Source organism: Rhodanobacter fulvus Jip2 (assembly GCF_000264315.1).
GTDB lineage: Bacteria > Pseudomonadota > Gammaproteobacteria > Xanthomonadales > Rhodanobacteraceae > Rhodanobacter > Rhodanobacter fulvus.
The window spans coordinates 1-21,276 of the sequence record NZ_AJXU01000048.1 but is presented as its reverse complement, the minus strand read 5'-3'; the positions used below and the strand labels follow the sequence as shown (position 1 = coordinate 21,276).

Below are 21,276 nucleotides of genomic sequence, written 5' to 3'. Positions count from 1 at the left end.
ACATGAAAAAAGGCAGCGCAAGCGCTGCCTTTTTCTTTGGCGATGCCTACGTGCTCAGTGCACGGGCGCGCTTGAGGCAGACACGGGCAACGAGGTGCTGGCCACGGTGTTCAGGCTGAACTTGCCGCCGTAGGGCAGGACTTCGGCAGCCAGTTTCGGATCGGCCTGGATCAGGCCGACGGCGTCGAACAGCACGTGCGCGCTTTCGTCCAGCTGCACGTCCTTGGCCTCCTTCGCTTCCTTCTCCTGCTTCAGCTCGCTCTTCAGGCTGCGCTCGTTCGGGTTGAGGCCGTCGTCCAGCCGGCTGCTGACGTCATCCTCTTCGTCCAGCAGGTTGGTGGTGCCGTCGATGGCCTTGTGCCGCGCACGGAAGCTGGCCTGGATGGCGTCCTGCTGCTTGCGCTCGGCTTCGCGCGTGGCCAGGTTCAGCGAGATCGCCTTCTTGCCGCGCATGATCTTGTACTGGGCCAGCTCGTCCAGCATCAGCTGCCAGGCGGGCGACTTCACCACGCGTGCGTCGTGCATCTGCTCAAGCTTCGGCAGATACGCCTTCATGTCGGCGATCGGCTGGTACGGCGCCGGCGGGATGTGCGTCCACTCCAGCGCATTGTCGTAGGTGGATTCGCCGAAGTCCTTCTCGTCGCCATTCTTCGGGAACGCGATGTCCGGCGTGACGCCCTTCAGCTGGGTGGAGCCACCGTTGATGCGGAAGAACTCGGCGATGGTCATCTTCAGCTCACCGTATTGCGGCTTGTCGCTCTCGCTGCGGCTGAAGCGGTCGAGGTCGACCAGGTTCTGCACCGTGCCCTTGCCGAAGGTGGGCTCACCGATGATCAGGCCGCGGCCGTAATCCTGGATCGCGGCGGCGAAGATCTCCGAGGCGGAGGCGGTGCCGCGGTTGACCAGCACCGCCAGCGGGCCGCTCCAGGCCATGCCCGGGTCGTCGTCGCCCTGCGCTTCGGCGTGGCCCTTGGCGTCGCGCACCTGCACCACCGGGCCGGTGTCGATGAACAGGCCGGTCATGGCATTGGCCTCGGCCAGCGAGCCGCCGCCGTTGTTGCGCAGATCCATCACCACGCCCTGCACGCCGGCCGCCTTGAGCTCGCCCAGCAGCTTGGCCACGTCGCGGGTGGCGCTCTTGAAGTTCTTGTCGCCCTCGCTGCGTGCGCCGAAATCGGAATAGAACGTGGGCAGCTCGATCACGCCGATCTTGCGGGTGACGTCGCCGTCCTTGATCTCCACGATCTTCTTCTTGGCCGCCTGCTCCTCGATGCTGACCTTCTTGCGCACCAGGGTGACGAACACGTGCTTGCCATCGAGGCCGGTGTCCGCCGGCAGGATCTCCAGCCGCACGGTGGTGTCCTTCTTGCCGCGAATCTGGTTGACCACGTCGTCCAGGCGCCAGCCGATCACGTCGGTGACCGGGCCTTCGGCGCCCTGGCCGATGCCCACGATGCGGTCGCCCACGTGGATCTTGCCGGATTTGATCGCGGGCGCACCCGGCACCAGCTCGCGGATCTGGGTGTAGTCGTCGCGCGCCTGCAGCACCGCGCCGATGCCTTCCAGCGACAGCTTCATCGCGATGTCGAAATTCTCCGCGGCGCGCGGCCCCAGGTAATCGGTGTGCGGGTCGGTGGTTTCCGCGTAGGCGGTCATGAAGGTCTGGAACGCATCCTCGCTGTCCAGTTGCTTCACCCGCTCGATGTAGCCGGTGTAGCGCTTGGTCAGCGTCTTGCGGATCTCGTCATCGGCCTTGCCGGCCAGCTTCAGGCGCAGCCAGTCGTTCATGGTGCGCTTGCGCCACAGGTCGTCCAGCTCGGCCTTGTCCTTCGCCCAGGTAGCGTCCTTGCGATCGAAGGTGTAGCTCTCGTCGGCGTTGAAGTCGAAACCCTTCGCCAGCAGATCGCGCGCATACGTCATGCGATCGACGGCGCGGTGCAGGTAGAGGTTGAAGATGGTGAACGGCGCGGACAGATCCTGATTCCAGATCGCGTCGTCGAGCTTGGTTTCCAGCGGCGCGAACGTGGCCATGTCGGCCTGGGTGAAGAACACCTTCTCGCCGTCCAGCATCTTCAGGTAGGCCTTGAAGATCCGGCCCGACATCGCATCGTCCAGCGGCTGCGTGTCGTAGTGGAAGCGGGTCAGGAAGCGCGCCGACAACTGCGCCGCTTCGGCCTCGGTGGTGTTGGGCACCAGCGGCCATACCGAAGCCTTGCGATTCTTCTGCCCGGCGCCGAGATCGGCGGCGGACTGCGCGCAGGCGCAGGTGGTGGCGATGGCGAGCAGCAGGGCCAGCAGGGGGCGAAATTTCATGGATTCTCTCAGGCGTGCTCGGTGACGCCGGCTGCATGGGCCTGCAGGTCGGCGTGATAGGACGACCGCACCAGCGGGCCGGAGGCGACGTGATGGAAACCCATCGCCTCACCGGCGTCGCGCAACGCGTCGAATTCTTCGGGAGTCCAGTACCGCACCACCGGATGATGGTGCGGCGTGGGCTGCAGGTATTGGCCGATGGTGATCATCTCGACGTCATGGGCGCGTAGATCGCGCAGCGTCTCCAGGACCTGCTCCATCGTTTCGCCCAGGCCCAGCATGATGCCGGACTTGGTGGGCACATCAGGATGCTGCGCCTTGAAGCGCTTGAGCAGATCCAGCGACCACTGGTAGTCGGCGCCCGGGCGCACTTCGCGATACAGGTGCGGCACGGTTTCCAGATTGTGGTTGAACACGTCCGGCGGGAAATCCTTGAGCACGTCCAGCGCCCGCTCCATGCGGCCCTTGCCGCGGAAATCGGGGGTGAGGATCTCGATCTTGATGTTGGGGCTGGCATGGCGCGTGGCGCGGATGCAGGAGGCGAAATGCGCGGCGCCGCCGTCGCGCAGGTCGTCGCGGTCGACCGAGGTGATCACCACGTATTTCAGCCGCATGTCGGCGATGGTCTGCGCCAGCCGCGCCGGCTCCATGGTATCCGGCGGCTGCGGCCGGCCATGCGCCACGTCGCAGAACGAACAGCGCCGGGTGCACACCTCGCCCAGTATCATGAAGGTGGCGGTGCCCTTGCTGAAGCACTCGTGGATGTTCGGGCAGGAGGCTTCCTCGCACACGGTGACCAGCGCGTTCTCGCGCAGGCGCGCCTTGAGCTGCTGCACCGCGTTGCCTTGCGGCAGCCGCACGCGGATCCACGACGGCTTGCGCAGGGTCGGCACGGCGGTATCGAAACCGGCGCGGTTCAGCGCGATCTTGTCGCTGCCCAGCTGTTTCTCGGGCGCGCCGGCGACAACGCTGATCGGGATGGTCTTGGAGGGGGAGAGGTTGCTCATGAAAACGCCTGGATCGATCAAGCCTGGACCGCTGCGCGAGCGGGGAGTTCGGGTAGCACGGGGGCGGTCGGTACGGCGGAGAAACCGAACTGGCGGCAGAATTCGCCGATCAGCACATCCTCGACGTCTGCCAGCCGCGTGGGGCCGACCAAGTCTAGCATTTGCGTGACCGCCAAACCCTTGTAACCGCAAGGATTGATGCGCTGGAACGGCTCCAGATCCATGGCCACGTTGAAGGCCAGCCCGTGGAAGCTGCAGCCGCGCCGCACGCGCAGGCCCAGCGCCGCGATCTTGGCCTCGCCCACATAGACGCCCGGCGCGCCGTCGCGGCGCACGGCGTCGATCTGCCAATGCACCAGCGTGTCGATGATCGCCTGCTCGATCCGATGCACCAGCTCGCGCACGCTGACGCCCACGCGGCGCAGGTCGATCAGCGGATAGGCCACGATCTGGCCCGGCCCGTGATAGGTCACCTGGCCGCCACGATCCACCGGTATCACCGGTATGTCGCCGGGCGCCAGCACGTGCTCCATCTTGCCGGCCTGGCCCAGGGTGAACACCGGGTCGTGCTCCAGCAGCCACAACTCGTCGGCGGTATCGGCCACGCGGTTGTCGGTGAACGCACCCATCGCCTTCCAGGTCACCGCGTAGGGCTGGCGGCCGAGGCGGCGGACTTTCAGTGGACGGGAATCGGGAATAGGGAATGGGGAATCGGTGTTCACGGCAGGATCGAGGTAACAGGAAACTTGCGGATCGGCGGGAAAGCATGTTCTCGGAGGGGCTCTTGCGATTCCCCATTCCCGATTCTCCATTCCCGGCTACAACGTATACCGGATATCCGGACTCTCGCGCAGCGCGACGTGCGCGGCCTCGTATTGCTCGCGGTTCTCGCACCGGAAGCTGACCGTGACGGAGACGAAATTGCCGCCACCGGAATGCCGATGGCGCACGCTTTCGTGCAGCACTTTCAGCCCCGCCTGCTCCAGCAGTTGCGGTACCCGTGCGGGCAGGTCGGCGCTGGCGCTGCCCACCGCGGTGATCTCGAAATCACCGGGGAACTGGAATCCCTTGCCTTCCTGCTTCGCCCTGGTGAAGTCGATCGGTTGCATTATTTCGCGTCCGCGGCCGGCTCGGTCTTGTCCTTGCTGCCGTGGAACCACAACAGGATGGTGTCCCACAGGCGCGAGAAGAAGCCGCCCTTGGGCGCATCGGCCAACGCCACCAGCGGCACGTTCTGCACCGGCTGGCCGGCCAGGGTGACGCGCAGGGTGCCCACTTGCTGGCCCTTCGTGAACGGCGCGATCAGGGTGGCGGGAATGTCCATGGTGGCCTTGAGCTTGTCGTAGTCACCACGCTTCACCGTCACCCGCACGTCCTCGGCAGCGCCCAGCGGCAGCTGGTTGCTCTCGCCCTTCCACAGCCGCGGTGTCACCAGCGCCTTGCCGGCTTCGTACAGCTTGTGCGTTTCGTAGAAGCGGAAGCCATAGTTGAGCAGCGCCATCGCCGAATCCGCGCGCGCCTTCTCGCTGCTGGCGCCCATCACGATGGCGATCATCCGCGACTCGCCCTGCTTGGCCGATGCGGCCAGGCAGTAGCCGGCGGCCGCGGTGTGGCCGGTCTTGATGCCGTCCACGCTGGGGTCGCGCCACAGCAGGGTGTTGCGGTTGTGCTGCTTGATGCCGTTCCACTCGAACTCCTTCACCGCGGAGATCGCGTAGTCCTCGGGGAAGTCGTGGATCAGCGCGCGCGACAGGATCGCCACGTCATGCGCGGTGGTGTAGTGATCCTCGATCGGATAACCCGACGCGTTGCGGAAGTGAGAATTGACCATGCCCAACTGCTTGGCATAGGCGTTCATCAGCGCCGCAAACGAGGACTCGGAACCGGCCGTGTGCTCGGCCAGCGCGATCGCCGCGTCGTTGCCGGACTGGATGATCATGCCGTAGAGCAGGTCCTTCAGCGGAACCTGGCTGTTGAGCTTGAGGAAGCTGGTGGAGCCGTCGGTGCCGGCACCTCCGCCGCGCCAGGCGTTCTCGCTGATGGTCACCGGGTCGCTCATGTGGACCTTGCCGTTGGCGACCTCGGCCGAGACCACGTAGTCGGTCATGATCTTGGTGATCGACGCGGGCTCCACGCGCAGGTCCGGATCCTTGCTGGCCAGGATCTGCCCCGTGGCGTAATCCATCAGCACCCAGCTCTTGCCGTCGACATCCGGCGGCGGCGGCACCGGCGCGTCAGGCACCACCGGGCGCGGCACGGGCGACGGGCGCGGTGGCGTCTGGGCGAGCGCAACGCCGAACAACAGGCTGGCGGCGGCAAACGGGATCAGGGTGCGGCGAAGAAAATTCATCGTGTGATTCAGTCCGGTCTTGAGGCCGGCGTCGCGATCGCCGGCGTCGGTGAAATGGTGCTGCAAATGTTGCTCAGTCTACCGCGACCTGCGGCCGTGGCAGACCCATGCCCTCGATCCGGGCGCTGACCGCATCGGCGCGATCGACATCCACCAGCGGCCCGACCCGCACGCGGCGCACGCGCTGCCCGTTGACGTCGACATCGCTGACCTGCACCGCACCCACGTTGGCCTCGCGCAAACGCTGCGCCAGGCGATTGGCGTTGTCGGTATTGGCGAACGCGCCCACTTGCAGATACAGCCCGGGATGCCCGCGTGTGACCACGGGCGGCGGTGGCAGTTCCTGACCCGGCTGCCGCGGGTCGATCCCGCGCACCTCGACCAGGCCGGTGCCCTTGGGCCAGATGCCGATCCGCACCGCCGCCGCGTAGGACAGGTCGATCAGCCGGTTGGCGTGGAACGGGCCGCGGTCGTTCACCCGCACGATCACGCTCTTGCCGTTTTCCAGATTGGTTACCCGCGCGTAACTGGGCAGCGGCAGCGTGGGGCTGGCGGCGCTGAACGCGTACATGTCGTAGGTTTCCAGGCTGGACGTCTTGTAGCCGTGGAACTTGTTGCCGTAGAACGAGGCGATGCCGCGCTCGTCGTAGCCGCGCGCCGTGGGCAGCACCTTGTAGCTGCGGCCGAGCACGGTATAGGGCGACTTGTTGCCGTACAGCGAGCGCGGCTCGACCTTGGGCACCGGCTCGATCAACTTGCCGATGTCGGGAATCGGGCCGTCCGGAATGCTGTCGCTGCGATCACGGTAGCGGCTGCTCTGCGGCCGGCTGAGGTCGTCATGAAAGCGGTCGCTGGAGGACGACGACGATGTGCCCGGGCGAGCCCCGTCCTGTTGATGGGTGGCATGGCCGCCGCGCGAGGGTTTCGTCTTGTGGCCGCCGCAACCGGCCAGCAACGACAACGCGGCCAGCGCCAGCGACGCGCGCCACCACTTCATCGCGCGCCATCCGCCTGGCCGACGCCGGCGGCGATCGCCTGTGCCAGCTGATGCACCGACATCGCGTACAGCGGGCTGCGGTTGTAGCGGGTGATGACGTAAAAATTCTGGAACGTGAACCAGTACTCGGGCCCGTTGACGCCATCGAGCGTCTGCAAGGTGGTCATCTGCGCGGGCGGCAGCGACTGCAGCGGCGCGTAGCCCCAGGCTTCCAGTTGCTCCAGCGGCCAGCGCGGCCGGCTGTCCTTGATGGTGATCGGTCGCGCGCCGGCATCGGGCTGTGCGCGCGCCGCCACCGGCTCGCCGCTGACCCAGCCGTGGCCGGCAAAGTAATTGGCCACACTGGCGAAGATGTCCGGCAGCGAACCCTGCAGGTCGATGCGGCCATCCTGATCGGCGTCCACTGCGAAGTCGCGAATGCTGGTGGGCATGAACTGGCCCCAGCCCTGCGCGCCGGCGTACGAACCGGTGAGCGTATCGAGCGGGCCGGCCAGGTGATTGGCCGGCATTTCCAGCAACTCCTTCAACTGCTCGCGGAAGAACTTCGCCCGCGGCGGGTAATACAGGCCCAGCGTCACCAGCGCATCGAGCACCTTGTAGCTGCCGGTGTTGCGGCCGTAGCTGGTTTCCACACCCACGATCGCCACGATGTAGGCCGGGTCCACGCCGTACTGCGCGCCGATCCGCTGCAACAGGTCGCGGTGTTCGCGGTAGAACGCGATGCCATCATTGATGCGCTTGTCGGTGACAAAGATGGGGCGGTAATCACGCCACGGCTTGGCTTCGGCCGGGCGGCTGATCGCATCGAGAATGCTCTGCTGCCGCTTGGCGCCGTCAAGCAGCGCGTTCAAGGCGGCGGCATCCTTGCCGGTATCGCGCACCACCTCCTGCACCAGCGCCGCCTGGCCCGGATGCGTCTGCGCCGAAACCGGCGCGACACACAGCAAGGGCACGATGAGGGCGGCCAGGAAGCCGGCATGGCGCGAGGCGCGGATAACAGTCATGGAAGCTTCGCTTGCGAAATGGCGGAGGTCGCTCGAAAGCCTAACACGCACGCCGCGGCAACTTGGGGCAGCCCTGGGCGCGTGGCATGACCGCGTTCATGCATGCCGCTTGCGATTGGCGTGGATCGACATCAACACACCGAAAGCCACCAGCAACGACACCGCCGACGTGCCGCCATAGCTGATCAACGGCAAGGGCACGCCGACCACCGGCAGCATGCCCGCGATCATGCCGCCGTTGACGAACACGTAGACGAAGAAGCTCATGCCGATGGCGCCGGCCAGCAGCCGCGAATACGTCTCGCGCGCCTCCATCGCGATCCACAGGCAGCGGCCGATGATGAAGGCGTAAAGCGTGATCAGCGCGGCGACGCCGACCAGGCCGAACTCCTCGGAAAACACCGCGAAGATGAAGTCGGTGGTGTGCTCGGGCAGGAAATCCAGCCGCGACTGCGTACTGTGCTGCCAGCCCTTGCCGAAGATGCCGCCCGAGCCCACGGCGATCTGCGACTGGATGATGTGCCAGCCGTTGCCCAGCGGGTCGGACTCCGGATTGAGCAGGGTCAACACGCGGTCGCGCTGGTATTGATGCAGGAAATGCCACGCCACCGGAATCATGCCGCCTACCGCCGCCAGCAGCACGCCGATGCGCCACCACGCCATGCCGGAAAGGAACAGCGCGAACGTGCCGGCGGCGGTCACCAGCACCGCCGTGCCCAGATCCGGTTGCTCGGCGATCAATCCGGCGGGGATCGCGATCAGCAGGCCGACCACGGCGATGTCGCCCCAACCCGGTGGCAAGCGGCGCGGGTGCAGGTACCAGGCCACCATCATCGGCATCGTCAACTTCAACAGTTCGGACGGCTGAAAGCGCATCACGCCAAGATCCAGCCAGCGGATCGAGCCACGCCCCTCGCCCAGCACCGCCACCACCACCAGCAACGCGGTGCTGCCGGCGTACAGCCATGGCGTCCAGCTGCGCAGCACCTGCGGCGGAATGCGCGAGATCAGCAGCAGCAACGCACCACCGAGCGCGAAGCGCCCGGCCTGCCCGCCCACCAGCGCGAGGTTGCCGTCGCCCGCGCTGTAAAGCGTCACCAGGCCGATAAAGGCCAGCAGCAGCAAGCCCGTGGCCAGCGGCAGATCGATGCGTGGACGGGTCATGATCCGGCGCAGAAACCGCCGCCCGCGGACGTACAGCATTTCGATCATGGCGTGCCTCCCTCCGGCAGCGGCGCGACGGGGATTTCCTCATCGTCGGTCGGCGTGGTGGCTGGCAGTGGCGTGCGAGCGGCGGCCGTCGTGGGTGCAGGCAAGCGCGTCGCCCCGGCCAGCACGCCACCCTGCTCGGCCAACCATACGTCGAGGATCTTGCGCACGATCGGGCCGGACGCGGAGGCGCCCCACGCGCCCGATTCCAGCAGCACCGCTACCGCGATCTGCGGGTTGTCGGCCGGCGCATAAGCCACGAACCACGCGCGATGGCGACTGGCGAGATAGGCGGTATTGCGGTTGGTGTCGTAGGCGTTGGTGGTACGCGAGAAACGCTCGGCGGTGCCGCTCTTGCCAGCCATCAGGTACGGAAAGCCCGCCGCCAGCGTACGCCCGGTGCCCTTGGCGCCGTAGATCACCATCTGCATGCCCTGGTTCACCGCGTCCCAGTCGGCGGGGTTGGCGATCAGCGAAGGGCCGGAGGGTGGATTGGGCAGCGGCTTGCGGGGCGCATCCATGCCTTGCTGGGTGGCCATCACCACGCGCGGTTCGTACGGTATGCCGTGGCCGGCGAAGGTGGCGATGGCGTGCGCCAACTGCAGCGGCGTCACCGCCCAGTAACCCTGCCCGATGCCGGCGATCACCGTTTCACCGGGATACCACGGCTCCCTGGAATGCGCCGCCTTCCATGCGCGCGAAGGCAGCACGCCGGACGCTTCGCCGATCAGGTCGACCCCGGTGGGACGGCCAAAGCTGAATTTCGCCAAGTAGCTGCTGAGCCGGTCGATGCCCATGTCCAGCGCCAGCTTGTAGAAGTAGGTGTTGACCGATTGCTCGATCGCCTGCATCAGGTTGACCCGCCCGCTGCCACCGCGAACATCGTCGCGATAACCGCGCGACTGGCCGGGGATGTAGAACACGCCGGTGGAAAACACGGTGTCCTGCGGCTTGCGAAAACCGGTTTCCAGCCCGGCCAGCCCCACCAGCGGCTTCACTGTCGAACCGGGCGGATAGACGCCACGCAGCGCGCGGTTGTACAGCGGCTTGTCGGGGTTGTGGGTCAGCGCGTCGTAATCGACCTGGCTGATGCCGTTGACGAACAGGTTCGGGTCGAACGTGGGCACGCTGACCATGGCCAGCACCTGGCCGTTGCGCGGATCGATCGCCACCGCCGCCCCGGGACGCCCCTCGAACGCCGCCTCGGCCGCCCTCTGCAAGCGGGAATCGATGCTGAGGTAGAGGTTGCTGCCTGGCGTGGGCGCATGGGTTTCCAGCACGCGCTGGGTGCGGCCGTCGGCATTGACCTCGACCAGTTCGTAGCCGGGCTGGCCATGGAGCATGTCTTCGTAGGACCGCTCGACACCGCTGCGGCCGACGTGGCTGGTGCCCTTGTAACGCACCGGGTCGAGGCGATCGACATCGTCGGCGTCGATGCGCCCGACATAACCCACGACATGCGCAAAGGCCTCGCCCAGCGGATAGCGCCGGGTCAGGTAGGGCACCACGTCGACGCCGGGAAAGCGCCAGCGATTGACCGCGAAGCGGTCGATTTCGTCTTCGGTGAGGTGCATTTTCAGCGGCACGCTCTCGAAGCGGCGGTTCTGCTTGAGCTGCTTGGCGAAGGCGTCCAGGTCATCGTGGTCCAGCGGAACCACCCGGCCCAGTTGCGCCAGCAACGCGGGCATGTCCTTGACCTGCTCCGGCACCACCTCAAGCCGGAACGCCGGCACGTTGTCGGCCAGCAGCACGCCGTTGCGATCGTAGATGAGGCCGCGCGCGGGCGGGATCGCGCGCGGCTTGACCCGGTTGTTCTGCGCACGGGTGACAAACTCGTCGTGGCGCACTACCTGCAGATAGGCGAAGCGGGCCATCAGCAGGCCCAGGCTCACCACGATCAGGGCAAAACCGACCAGAGCCCGGCGCCGGAACAACGCACCCTCATGGCGGGTGTCCTTGATCGACCGACGCTTCATGTCACGGGATCGCGCTTCATTGGATCCGCCAGCGCGCGCGCAGGTCGTCGAGCAGCAGGAACAGGAAAGGCCACAGCGCCGCGCCCACGAACGGCGCAATCCACCAACTGGCCGGTGGCAGCGACGCGCCGCCCAGGAGGCGCACCAGCAGCAGCAGCACGCGGTCGTTCAACAACAGCACCAACACCGCAAGGGACTGCTGCCACATCGGGAAAAAACGCAGCCGCGAACGGAAGCGCAGGGCGATGAACACAAGCGCGCACAGCCGCAAGGCCTGTTCGCCCAGGACCACGCCGTTGACCACGTCGGCACCCAGACCCACCGCAAACGCCAGACCCAGGGTGACCCGATCCTCGGATTCGAGCGACCAGTACAGCAGAACCAGGGCCGGCCAGTACGGCTTGAACGGCGCCAGCGGACCGGGCAACGGCACCAGCATCAGCAGCAGCGCGACTACCAGCGTCGCGGTGAACCACCAGCGCATCAGACTCAGGCGATTCATCGCGATACTCCCGCTGGGGCTGGCGGCGTCGCTGGTGCGTCGGCCGCATTCGCCGGTGCGAGCTCGCTGGGCGGCCCCATCGGTTTGGCCGGCGCCGGCGGACCATCCGGCTCAGCTTGGTCATGCAGCAGCAGGACGTCTTCGCTGCGACCGATATCGGCCGCCGGCTGCACCTGGGCAACCAGGAACATGCCGGTGGCGGCGGGCGCCACCTCGGTGACCCGTCCTACCGGAAATCCGGGCGGGAAGCGCCCGCCAAGTCCGGACGTCAGCAATTGATCGCCCGGCTGCACGTCGGCGGCCAGCGGGATCGTGGGCAGCACAAGCTGGTCGCCGCCGCGCGAGCCGTAGGCCACCGTGCGCAATCCCGTACGTTCGACCACCACCGGAATGGCGTGCGCGGGATCGGTCACCAGCATCACCACCGAGGTGGTAGGCAAACTCTCGATCACCTGCCCCATCACGCCGTGCGCGTCGATCACCGGTTGCCCTGGCTTGACGCCGTCGCGCGCACCGACATTGAGCATCAGCCGATGACTGTAGGCGCCCAGATCCACGCCGATGACCCGCGCCAGTTGCACGTTGAGTTCAAGGCTGTGCCGGGTGTCGAGCAATTCCTTCAGATGCTGGTTCTGCTGCGCCACCGCGGCCATCCGATTCAACTTGGCGTTGGCCAGCAGCAGGTCCTCTCGCAGGCGCTGGTTTTGCTCGGTCAGGTGCTGGCGGTCGCCGAACGCCACGCTGAGCGTGCGCATGCCGGCAACCGGGAGACCCGCCAGTCGATAGACCGGCTCGACCACCGCCGCCGCGGCATCGCGCGCGCGCCACATCCAGCCATTGCGCTGGTCGAGCACCATCAGCACCACGGCCAGTGCCAGATAGAAAATCAGTCGCAGCGTGCCGGCAGCATTGCCGGCGAACAGCGGCGAGGATTCGTCGCGCGCATGCGCCATGGCGGCCCTTGGTCCCCCGGATGCCGTGAATTATTCGGGAGCGAAGAAATCGCTGCCGTGCTGGTCGATCAGCTCCAGCGCCTTGCCGCCGCCACGCGCCACGCAGGTCAGCGGGTCGTCGGCCACCTGCACGTGCAGGCCGGTCTCTTCCGAAATCAGGCGGTCGAGATCACGCAGCAGCGCGCCACCACCGGTCAGCACGATGCCGCGCTCGGCCACGTCGGAGCAGAGCTCCGGCGGCGTCTGCTCCAGCGCCGACTTCACCGCCGCCACGATGCCGGCCAGCGGCTCGTGCAGCGCTTCGAGGATCTCGTTGGAGTTGACCGTGAACATGCGCGGCACGCCCTCGGCCAGGTTGCGCCCGGAGATCTCGATCTCGCGCACTTCACTCTGCGGGAAGGCGCAGCCGATCTGCAGCTTGATCTTCTCGGCCGTCGATTCGCCGATCAGGGTGCCGTGGTTGCGTCGCACGTAGTTGATGATCGCCTCGTCGAAGCGATCGCCGCCCACGCGCACCGACTGCGAGTAGACGATGCCGTTGAGGGAGATCACCGCTACCTCGGACGTGCCACCGCCAATGTCCAGCACCATCGCGCCGCGCGCCTCGTGCACCGGGATGCCGGCGCCGATCGCGGCGGCCATCGGTTCCTCGATCAGGAACACGTCGCGCGCGCCGGCGCCTTCGGCCGACTCCTTGATGGCGCGACGCTCGACCTGGGTCGAACCGCAGGGCACGCACACCAGCACGCGCGGGCTGGGACGCAACAGGCGCGACTTGTGCACCTGCTTGATGAAATGCTGCAGCATCGCCTCGGTCATGGTGAAGTCGGCGATCACGCCGTCCTTCATCGGGCGCACCGTGGCGATGTTGCCCGGGGTGCGGCCCAGCATGCGCTTGGCGTCGCCGCCCACCGCCGCAATCGTGCGCGGACCGCCGGGACCGCGATCCTGGCGGATCGCCACCACCGATGGCTCGTTCAGCACGATGCCCTGGCCGCGCACATAGATCAGCGTGTTCGCCGTGCCGAGATCGATGGAGATGTCGTTGGAAAAGATCCCGCGAAACTTCTTGAACATGGGTCCGCCGTGCGCCGATATTGAGCAAAAATCAAGCTCGCCAGTCTAGTCAGCGTTACCCGTCCACGCAAGGACAATAACGTTAAGAAAGCCTTGTACAACACGATGATAAGCACGTTTTCTGCATCGGCGGACGAACTTCGCGCGAAGCAACCAAGTCGCGAATTGTGCGTATTCGCGGTAGCATTCGACCCTTTGGCCCGGGCCGTCCATCGGCCCCATTCTGCTGCCCTGCGCGGCATCCCACACAATCCGGGACCCTTCACCCATCATGCCTGCCGTCATCTGCGGATCGCTGGCCTACGACACCATCATGGTGTTCCAGGACCAGTTCAAGAATCACATCCTGCCCGAGCAGGTGCACATCCTCAACGTGTCGTTTCTGGTGCCGGCAATGCGGCGCGAGTTCGGCGGCTGCGCGGGCAATATCGCGTACAACCTGAAGTTGCTGGGCGGCGATCCGCTGCCGGTCGCCACGGTGGGCCAGGATTTCGCACCCTACCGCAAGCATCTGGAACAGTGCGGAATTCGCCTGAGCAGCGTGCGCGAGTTCGACGACCAGTTCACTCCGCAGTGTTTCATCACCACCGATCTGGACAACAACCAGATCACCGCCTTCCATCCCGGTGCGATGTCCAGCGCGCACGAAAATCACGTCCGCGATATCCCGCAGATCGATTTCGCCATCGTGGCACCGGATGGCCGCGAGGCCATGCTGCAGCATGTGGATGAATTCGCCGCCCGCGGCGTGCCCTTCATCTTCGATCCCGGCCAGGCGATGCCGCTGTTCAGCGGCGACGAATTCCGCTCGATGATCGGCAAATCGACTTACGTCATCGTCAACGACTACGAGTCCCAGATGCTGCAGGCCCGCACGGGCTGGAGCGCCGAGGAAATCGCCTCGCATGTGAGGGCCTACATCGTGACCCAGGGACCGCGCGGTTCGGTCATCCACGCCGGCACCGAAACGCACCAGATCCCGCCGGCACGCGAGCGCGCGGTGGTGGATCCGACCGGTTGCGGCGATGCATATCGCGCCGGCCTGATCTTCGGCATCATGCGCGGCAAGGACTGGCCCACCGTGGGTCGCATGGCCTCGTTGATGGGCGCGCTTAAAGTGGAGCACCCCGGTACGCAGAACCAGCATTTCAGCTACGACGAGTTCGCAGCGGAGTTCCTCAGCCAGTTCGGTTACGCGCTGGACTGATCGCCGCATCGCACCCTGACGGCGCCTGCCGCGAATACCCGCCTGACCCGCGAGGATTCGGGCGCGGGTTCTCAGTGAGTGGGCGCGTGCTTGCCCGCTGGCAGCGTCAGTCGGTCGATGTACGCCAGCGCGACCGCCGACACCACGAAGGTCAGGTGCAGCAGGATCTGCCACATGATCGTTTCGCCATCCATGCTGCGCGCCTTGATGAAGGTGGCCAGCAGGTGAATCGAGGAGATCCCAATGATCGCCATCGCCAGCTTCACTTTCAGCACGGTGGCATTGACGTGTGACAACCACTCCGGCTGATCCGGATGCCCTTCCAGGCGCAGGCGCGACACGAACGTCTCGTAACCGCCGACGATCACCATCACCAGCAGATTGGAAATCATCACCACGTCGATCAGACCGAGCACGGTCAGCATGATGGTCGCCTCGGCACTGTCGGCTCCACCGGCAGCATCGATGCCGCCATGGAACAAGGTGGTTTCCACCAGGTGCCAAAGCTCCCGCAGGAATTGCACGACATAAATGCCTTGGGCAACGATCAGTCCCAGGTACAGGGGCAGTTGCAGCCAGCGCGAAGAAAAGATCAGGTACGACAGGGAACCCAGGCGGCTTTGGTTGAAAGTCGTCATTCGCGTTCGCTATGGGGAAAGGCGTTCGATTCTACCGATCCAAGCGGAGCTATCGTCGCCACACCGAGCTGCCGCGACAATTTGTCCGGCTCTTTACTTCGGGACAGGCGGCCATCAAAACTCGCCCGGACGAGCCTGGCATTCGTCGGCCTGAACAAGACCTGCGCCGCTACCGATGGAAACCACCCACAAACACGCCATCCAGGATCCGGACGATGCACTTCGTCAGCCGGACAAAGTGCGCACTCCTCAGGAGCGCGACATGGCGCGCCTCCCCCATCATAGATGAGCATCAGCTTGACCCATATCGCGCGCATCATGTGTGGCGCTGGTCCGCCGCATCGACTCGGCGCGTGAACACGCACCAGATATCGATGGAAACCGCACTCAAACGCGCCATCCAGGATCCGGACGATGCACTTCGTCAGCCGGATAAAAAGGAGCCGCGCAAAAGAAAAACCCCCACCGTTTCCGGTGAGGGTTGATCAGGATAAAGCCCCTGGCGGTGACCTACTCTTGCATGGGCGAGCCACACTACCATCGGCGCATGCGCGTTTCACTTCTGAGTTCGGGATGGGATCAGGTGGTACCACGCCGCTATGGCCGCCAGGGAAGGGGTGGGAGCAGCGCGTTGGCGCCGGCTCCACATCTTCTTGAAAAGACCGATCCATTGAAGCGGATCAATCTCTTCCGTGAGTGGAAACTCACGTGGAATAGAACATAAACGAGTGACAAGCGTCGAGGTGAATTCGAATCAAACGTTGGCTTGTGCCAAGAGTCGCTCTTTCGATGAGTCCAGCCATGGATGGCTGGGCCTTCGCAGAGGGATCTGCACGTGTTGCGAAGCGTCTTGGGGTTATATGGTCAAGCCGCACGGCTCATTAGTATCAGTTAGCTCCATGCATTGCTGCACTTCCACACCTGACCTATCAACCACCTGGTCTTGATGGTGCCTTAAGGAGAGTCAAGCTCTCGGGAGATCTCATCTTGGGGCGTGCTTCCCGCTTAGATGCTTTCAGCGGTTATCACTTCCGTTCATAGCTACCGGGCAATGCCATGGGCATGACAACCCGAACACCAGCGGAACGTCCACTCCGGTCCTCTCGTACTAGGAGCAGCCCCCCTCAAATCTCCAACGCCCACGACAGATAGGGACCGAACTGTCTCACGACGTTCTGAACCCAGCTCGCGTACCACTTTAAATGGCGAACAGCCATACCCTTGGGACCGGCTACAGCCCCAGGATGTGATGAGCCGACATCGAGGTGCCAAACACCGCCGTCGATATGAACTCTTGGGCGGTATCAGCCTGTTATCCCCGGAGTACCTTTTATCCGTTGAGCGATGGCCCTTCCATACAGAACCACCGGATCACTAAGACCTACTTTCGTACCTGCTTGATCCGTCGATCTCGCAGTCAAGCACGCTTATGCCTTTGCACACAGTGCGCGATGTCCGACCGCGCTGAGCGTACCTTCGTGCTCCTCCGTTACTCTTTGGGAGGAGACCGCCCCAGTCAAACTACCCACCATACATGGTCCCTGACCCGGATAACGGGCCGAGGTTAGAACGTCAAGCACTTCAGGGTGGTATTTCAAGGATGGCTCCATGCAAGCTAGCGCCTGCACTTCAAAGCCTCCCACCTATCCTACACAGAAGAACTCAACGTTCAATGTAAAGCTATAGTAAAGGTTCACGGGGTCTTTCCGTCTTGCCGCGGGAACGCTGCATCTTCACAGCGAATTCAATTTCACTGAGTCTCGGGTGGAGACAGCGCCGCTGTCGTTACGCCATTCGTGCAGGTCGGAACTTACCCGACAAGGAATTTCGCTACCTTAGGACCGTTATAGTTACGGCCGCCGTTTACTGGGGCTTCGATCAAGAGCTTCGCCTTGCGGCTGACCCCATCAATTAACCTTCCAGCACCGGGCAGGCGTCACACCCTATACGTCCACTTTCGTGTTTGCAGAGTGCTGTGTTTTTGATAAACAGTCGCAGCGGCCAGGTTACTGCGACCCCTCGATGCTCAGTCACGCACGTGACCACACCAAGGGGCGCACCTTCTCCCGAAGTTACGGTGCCATTTTGCCTAGTTCCTTCACCCGAGTTCTCTCAAGCGCCTTGGGATTCTCACCCTGCCTACCAGTGTCGGTTTACGGTACGGTTTTTCTTAAGCTGAAGCTTAGTGGCTTTTCCTGGAAGCGTGGTATCAGTCACTTCGTCCAAAATAGGACTCGTCTCGGTGCTCGGCATAAAGGGTCCCGGATTTGCCTAAGACCCATGCCTACCGCCTTTCCCCGGGACAACCAACGCCCGGTAGACCTAACCTTCTCCGTCCCCACATCGCACTTAAGAAAAGTGCAGGAATATTAACCTGCTTCCCATCGACTACGCATTTCTGCCTCGCCTTAGGGGCCGACTCACCCTGCGCCGATGAACGTTGCGCGAGGAAACCTTGGGCTTTCGGCGTGGGGGCTTTTCACCCCCATTATCGTTACTCATGTCAGCATTCGCACTTCCGATACCTCCAGCATGCTTTACAACACACCTTCACAGGCTTACGGAACGCTCCTCTACCGCGTACACATAAATGTGCACACCCCGAGCTTCGGTGCATGGCTTAGCCCCGTTAAATCTTCCGCGCAGACCGACTCGACCAGTGAGCTATTACGCTTTCTTTAAAGGATGGCTGCTTCTAAGCCAACCTCCTGGCTGTCTATGCCTTTCCACATCGTTTTCCACTTAGCCATGACTTGGGGACCTTAGCTGCGGGTCTGGGTTGTTTCCCTTTTCACGACGGACGTTAGCACCCGCCGTGTGTCTCCCGGATAGTCTGTCCTGGTATTCGGAGTTTGCCATGGTTTGGTAAGTCGCGATGACCCCCTAGCCATAACAGTGCTCTACCCCCAGGAAGATTCGTCCGAGGCGCTACCTAAATAGCTTTCGAGGAGAACCAGCTATCTCCGAGTTTGTTTAGCCTTTCACTCCTATCCTCAGCTCATCCCCATCTATTGCAACAGATGTGGGTTCGGTCCTCCAGTGCGTGTTACCGCACCTTCAACCTGGCCAAGGATAGATCACTCGGTTTCGGGTCTACTGCCTGAGACTATGCGCCCTATTCAGACTCGATTTCTCTTCGCCTCCCCTATACGGTTAAGCTTGCCACAGACAGTAAGTCGCTGACCCATTATACAAAAGGTACGCAGTCACCCTTGCGGGCTTCCACTGCTTGTACGTATACGGTTTCAGGGTCTATTTCACTCCCCTCTCCGGGGTTCTTTTCGCCTTTCCCTCACGGTACTAGTTCGCTATCGGTCAGTCAGTAGTATTTAGCCTTGGAGGATGGTCCCCCCATGTTCAGACAAGGTTTCACGTGCCCCGCCTTACTCAATTTCACACAAAATGCCTTTTCGTCGACTGGGCTATCACCATCTATGGCCGGGCTTTCCATCCCGTTTGACTAAAACATAATGTGCTTTTGGGCTAGTCCCCGTTCGCTCGTCGCTACTCAGGGAATCTCGGTTGATTTCTTTTCCTCCGGGTACTTAGATATTTCAGTTCCCCGGGTTCGCCCCGTACACCTATGTATTCAGTGCACGGTACCGCTTGCGCGGTGGGTTTCCCCATTCGGACATTGCCGGATCAAAGCTTGTTGCCAGCTCCCCGACACTTTTCGCAGGCTGCCACGTCCTTCATCGCCTCTGACTGCCAAGGCATCCACCGTATACGCTTAGTCGCTTGACCATATAACCCCAAGTCGCCTCGGGGCATGCACCCTCATCAGGTGCAGCCAAGTTACTTCGTTTTCGTGCCTTAACACTTGCCTCGGTTCGGTTTCGAACCAAGACGCTTGTCACTCGTTTATGTATTTTCAAAGAACATCATACCGGCCTCAATGCCGGATGATTTCAACAAATCTTGTGTGTGCTGATACTTCACGCGTCCGATCGAACCTTGGTGGAGCCTGTCGGGATCGAACCGACGACCCCCTGCTTGCAAAGCAGGTGCTCTCCCAGCTGAGCTAAGGCCCCAAGGAAACCTTGGCATAATGGTGGGTCTGGGTGGACTCGAACCACCGGCCTCACCCTTATCAGGGGTGCGCTCTAACCACCTGAGCTACAGACCCAGAGATTGAACCCCCAGAACCTAACCAGGCTGGCTGGAACTCGGTTCGAAGCGGCTGTTCCTGAAGAGTCCGCACATGGATGTGCGGTTTTGATGTTCGCTCTTCGCGAAACGGACTTCGCGTAAAGTACAGGTGTCTTGTGTGGACGTCTTGCGTGAGTGACTCACGCCGTCATTTCTTGAAAGGAGGTGATCCAGCCGCACCTTCCGATACGGCTACCTTGTTACGACTTCACCCCAGTCATGGACCACTCCGTGGGCGTCGTCCTCCTTGCGGTTAGACTAACGCCTTCTGGAGCAACCCACTCCCATGGTGTGACGGGCGGTGTGTACAAGGCCCGGGAACGTATTCACCGCGGCATAGCTGATCCGCGATTACTAGCGATTCCGACTTCACGGAGTCGAGTTGCAGACTCCGATCCGGACTGGGATCGGCTTTCTGGGATTGGCTCCACCTCGCGGTATTGCAACCCTCTGTACCGACCATTGTAGTACGTGTGTAGCCCTGGCCGTAAGGGCCATGATGACTTGACGTCATCCCCACCTTCCTCCGGTTTGTCACCGGCAGTCTCCTTAGAGTTCCCACCATTACGTGCTGGCAACTAAGGACAAGGGTTGCGCTCGTTGCGGGACTTAACCCAACATCTCACGACACGAGCTGACGACAGCCATGCAGCACCTGTGTTCCGATTCCCGAAGGCACTCCTCGATCTCTCAAGGATTCCGGACATGTCAAGGCCAGGTAAGGTTCTTCGCGTTGCATCGAATTAAACCACATACTCCACCGCTTGTGCGGGCCCCCGTCAATTCCTTTGAGTTTCAGTCTTGCGACCGTACTCCCCAGGCGGCGAACTTAACGCGTTAGCTTCGACACTGATCTCCGAGTTGAGACCAACATCCAGTTCGCATCGTTTAGGGCGTGGACTACCAGGGTATCTAATCCTGTTTGCTCCCCACGCTTTCGTGCTTCAGCGTCAGTGTTGTCCCAGATGGCCGCCTTCGCCACTGATGTTCCTCCCGATCTCTACGCATTTCACCGCTACACCGGGAATTCCACCATCCTCTGACACACTCTAGCTGCCCAGTATCCATCGCCATTCCCAGGTTGAGCCCGGGGATTTCACGACAGACTTAAACAACCGCCTACGCACCCTTTACGCCCAGTAATTCCGATTAACGCTTGCACCCTTCGTATTACCGCGGCTGCTGGCACGAAGTTAGCCGGTGCTTATTCCTCAGGTACCGTCAGCCCCATAGGTTATTAACCCGTGGTATTTCGTTCCTGATAAAAGTGCTTTACAACCCGAGGGCCTTCTTCACACACGCGGCATTGCTGGATCAGGCTTTCGCCCATTGTCCAATATTCCCCACTGCTGCCTCCCGTAGGAGTCTGGGCCGTGTCTCAGTCCCAGTGTGGCTGATCATCCTCTCAGACCAGCTAGCGATCGTCGCCTTGGTAAGCCATTACCTTACCAACTAGCTAATCGCACATCGGTCCGTCCAACCGCGCGAGGCCCGAAGGTCCCCCGCTTTCTCCCGTAGGACGTATGCGGTATTAGTCCCGGTTTCCCGAGGTTATCCCCCACGTCTGGGTAGGTCCCGATGCATTACTCACCCGTCCGCCACTCGCCACCCAAGGAGCAAGCTCCTCTGTGCTGCCGTTCGACTTGCATGTGTTAGGCATGCCGCCAGCGTTCAATCTGAGCCAGGATCAAACTCTTCACTTAAGTTTTCGACAACCTCATCCTTGCAGATTTGGCCATCTATCTTTCTGAAGCGTTGGTTCCCAACCAATCAAAACTCATTACTGACTTTTTTCTTGGTGGGACGCTTGCATTGCTTGGACAGGTCGTGACCCATTCAACACAAGACGTCCACACAATTCACCTGCGCACACTGTCAAAGATCGTTCGCTTGG

15 protein-coding genes, 2 tRNA genes and 3 rRNA genes are annotated in these 21,276 nt (G+C 62.9%); 2 read left to right on the top strand and 18 right to left on the bottom strand.

The window, feature by feature from the left end; translation table 11 throughout:
* Nucleotides 1-54: 54 nt before the first annotated feature.
* The 12 genes from UU9_RS11930 to UU9_RS11875 all read right to left on the bottom strand — a co-directional run bounded on the left by UU9_RS11930 (nucleotide 55) and on the right by UU9_RS11875 (nucleotide 13,388).
* Complete coding sequence (locus UU9_RS11930) at nucleotides 55-2,313, bottom strand: carboxy terminal-processing peptidase (RefSeq protein ID WP_007082005.1); 2,259 nt, start codon at nucleotides 2,311-2,313, stop codon at nucleotides 55-57.
* An 8-nt stretch (nucleotides 2,314-2,321) separates the two neighbouring features.
* Complete coding sequence (gene lipA, locus UU9_RS11925) at nucleotides 2,322-3,320, bottom strand: lipoyl synthase (RefSeq protein ID WP_007082004.1); 999 nt, start codon at nucleotides 3,318-3,320, stop codon at nucleotides 2,322-2,324.
* Nucleotides 3,321-3,337: 17 nt separating this feature from the next.
* A complete protein-coding gene (lipB, locus tag UU9_RS11920; protein ID WP_425476851.1) occupies nucleotides 3,338-4,000 on the bottom strand; it encodes a lipoyl(octanoyl) transferase LipB in 663 nt (220 codons plus the stop codon).
* A gap of 138 nt (nucleotides 4,001-4,138) precedes the next feature.
* On the bottom strand, nucleotides 4,139-4,429 hold the full coding sequence (locus UU9_RS11915) for a YbeD family protein (RefSeq protein ID WP_007082002.1): 291 nt from the start codon (nucleotides 4,427-4,429) through the stop codon (nucleotides 4,139-4,141).
* Nucleotides 4,429-5,670, bottom strand: coding sequence for a D-alanyl-D-alanine carboxypeptidase family protein (locus tag UU9_RS11910; protein ID WP_040670925.1), 1,242 nt, complete (start codon nucleotides 5,668-5,670; stop codon nucleotides 4,429-4,431). Before UU9_RS11910 ends, UU9_RS11915 begins: the two co-directional genes overlap by 1 nt.
* Nucleotides 5,671-5,743: 73 nt before the next feature.
* Complete coding sequence (locus UU9_RS11905) at nucleotides 5,744-6,667, bottom strand: septal ring lytic transglycosylase RlpA family protein (protein WP_007082000.1); 924 nt, start codon at nucleotides 6,665-6,667, stop codon at nucleotides 5,744-5,746.
* Nucleotides 6,664-7,671 carry a lytic murein transglycosylase B gene (gene mltB, locus UU9_RS11900; protein WP_007081999.1) on the bottom strand — a complete coding sequence of 336 codons (1,008 nt, stop codon included), beginning with the start codon at nucleotides 7,669-7,671 and terminating at the stop codon, nucleotides 6,664-6,666. Before mltB ends, UU9_RS11905 begins: the two co-directional genes overlap by 4 nt.
* A gap of 96 nt (nucleotides 7,672-7,767) precedes the next feature.
* Entirely contained in the window at nucleotides 7,768-8,883 is a 1,116-nt protein-coding gene (rodA, locus tag UU9_RS11895) for a rod shape-determining protein RodA (protein ID WP_007081998.1), read from the bottom strand.
* Nucleotides 8,880-10,856 carry a penicillin-binding protein 2 gene (mrdA, locus tag UU9_RS11890; protein ID WP_007081997.1) on the bottom strand — a complete coding sequence of 659 codons (1,977 nt, stop codon included), beginning with the start codon at nucleotides 10,854-10,856 and terminating at the stop codon, nucleotides 8,880-8,882. The genes rodA and mrdA overlap by 4 nt, the downstream gene beginning before the upstream one ends.
* Before the next feature lie 16 nt (nucleotides 10,857-10,872).
* Complete coding sequence (mreD, locus tag UU9_RS11885; protein WP_007081996.1) at nucleotides 10,873-11,358, bottom strand: rod shape-determining protein MreD; 486 nt, start codon at nucleotides 11,356-11,358, stop codon at nucleotides 10,873-10,875.
* Nucleotides 11,355-12,311, bottom strand: coding sequence for a rod shape-determining protein MreC (gene mreC, locus UU9_RS11880; protein WP_007081995.1), 957 nt, complete (start codon nucleotides 12,309-12,311; stop codon nucleotides 11,355-11,357). Before mreC ends, mreD begins: the two co-directional genes overlap by 4 nt.
* A gap of 30 nt (nucleotides 12,312-12,341) precedes the next feature.
* Complete coding sequence (locus UU9_RS11875) at nucleotides 12,342-13,388, bottom strand: rod shape-determining protein (RefSeq protein WP_007081994.1); 1,047 nt, start codon at nucleotides 13,386-13,388, stop codon at nucleotides 12,342-12,344.
* 271 nt (nucleotides 13,389-13,659) lie between these two features.
* Here UU9_RS11875 and UU9_RS11870 point away from each other — a divergent pair, with 271 nt between their 5' ends.
* The gene (locus UU9_RS11870; protein ID WP_007081993.1) at nucleotides 13,660-14,595 is read left to right on the top strand and encodes a carbohydrate kinase family protein; all 936 of its coding nucleotides are present in this window, start codon (nucleotides 13,660-13,662) and stop codon (nucleotides 14,593-14,595) included.
* A 71-nt stretch (nucleotides 14,596-14,666) separates the two neighbouring features.
* On the opposite strand, the gene UU9_RS11865 is transcribed toward UU9_RS11870, so the two are convergent.
* On the bottom strand, nucleotides 14,667-15,233 hold the full coding sequence (locus UU9_RS11865; protein ID WP_007081992.1) for a TIGR00645 family protein: 567 nt from the start codon (nucleotides 15,231-15,233) through the stop codon (nucleotides 14,667-14,669).
* A 215-nt stretch (nucleotides 15,234-15,448) separates the two neighbouring features.
* On the opposite strand from UU9_RS11865, the gene UU9_RS17960 reads away from it, so the two are divergent.
* The gene (locus UU9_RS17960) at nucleotides 15,449-15,718 is read left to right on the top strand and encodes a hypothetical protein (protein ID WP_156804272.1); all 270 of its coding nucleotides are present in this window, start codon (nucleotides 15,449-15,451) and stop codon (nucleotides 15,716-15,718) included.
* Nucleotides 15,719-15,730: 12 nt separating this feature from the next.
* On the opposite strand, the gene rrf is transcribed toward UU9_RS17960, so the two are convergent.
* The 5 genes from rrf to UU9_RS11840 form a co-directional block, all read right to left on the bottom strand.
* A 5S ribosomal RNA gene (gene rrf / locus UU9_RS11860) occupies nucleotides 15,731-15,844 on the bottom strand.
* A gap of 249 nt (nucleotides 15,845-16,093) precedes the next feature.
* A 23S ribosomal RNA gene (locus UU9_RS11855) occupies nucleotides 16,094-18,977 on the bottom strand.
* Between the two features lie 211 nt (nucleotides 18,978-19,188).
* Nucleotides 19,189-19,264, bottom strand: a tRNA-Ala gene (locus tag UU9_RS11850).
* Between the two features lie 18 nt (nucleotides 19,265-19,282).
* Nucleotides 19,283-19,359, bottom strand: a tRNA-Ile gene (locus UU9_RS11845).
* Between the two features lie 181 nt (nucleotides 19,360-19,540).
* Nucleotides 19,541-21,085, bottom strand: a 16S ribosomal RNA gene (locus UU9_RS11840).
* Together the 16S, 23S and 5S rRNA genes with 2 tRNA genes alongside form the textbook arrangement of a ribosomal RNA operon.
* Nucleotides 21,086-21,276 lie beyond the last annotated feature (191 nt).

Bases quoted from the DNA above. Each gene is read 5' to 3' on its own strand.
- UU9_RS11910 (WP_040670925.1), bottom strand. From the start codon at position 5,670: ATGAATTTTCTTCGCCGCACCCTGATCCCGTTTGCCGCCGCCAGCCTG.
- lipA (WP_007082004.1), bottom strand. From the start codon at position 3,320: ATGAGCAACCTCTCCCCCTCCAAGACCATCCCGATCAGCGTTGTCGCC.
- UU9_RS11865 (WP_007081992.1), bottom strand. From the start codon at position 15,233: ATGACGACTTTCAACCAAAGCCGCCTGGGTTCCCTGTCGTACCTGATC.
- UU9_RS11875 (WP_007081994.1), bottom strand. From the start codon at position 13,388: ATGTTCAAGAAGTTTCGCGGGATCTTTTCCAACGACATCTCCATCGAT.
- UU9_RS11870 (WP_007081993.1), top strand. From the start codon at position 13,660: ATGCCTGCCGTCATCTGCGGATCGCTGGCCTACGACACCATCATGGTG.
- mltB (WP_007081999.1), bottom strand. From the start codon at position 7,671: ATGACTGTTATCCGCGCCTCGCGCCATGCCGGCTTCCTGGCCGCCCTC.
- UU9_RS11915 (WP_007082002.1), bottom strand. From the start codon at position 4,429: ATGCAACCGATCGACTTCACCAGGGCGAAGCAGGAAGGCAAGGGATTC.
- UU9_RS17960 (WP_156804272.1), top strand. From the start codon at position 15,449: ATGCACTTCGTCAGCCGGACAAAGTGCGCACTCCTCAGGAGCGCGACA.
- UU9_RS11905 (WP_007082000.1), bottom strand. From the start codon at position 6,667: ATGAAGTGGTGGCGCGCGTCGCTGGCGCTGGCCGCGTTGTCGTTGCTG.
- mrdA (WP_007081997.1), bottom strand. From the start codon at position 10,856: ATGAAGCGTCGGTCGATCAAGGACACCCGCCATGAGGGTGCGTTGTTC.
- mreD (WP_007081996.1), bottom strand. From the start codon at position 11,358: ATGAATCGCCTGAGTCTGATGCGCTGGTGGTTCACCGCGACGCTGGTA.
- rodA (WP_007081998.1), bottom strand. From the start codon at position 8,883: ATGATCGAAATGCTGTACGTCCGCGGGCGGCGGTTTCTGCGCCGGATC.
- UU9_RS11930 (WP_007082005.1), bottom strand. From the start codon at position 2,313: ATGAAATTTCGCCCCCTGCTGGCCCTGCTGCTCGCCATCGCCACCACC.
- mreC (WP_007081995.1), bottom strand. From the start codon at position 12,311: ATGGCGCATGCGCGCGACGAATCCTCGCCGCTGTTCGCCGGCAATGCT.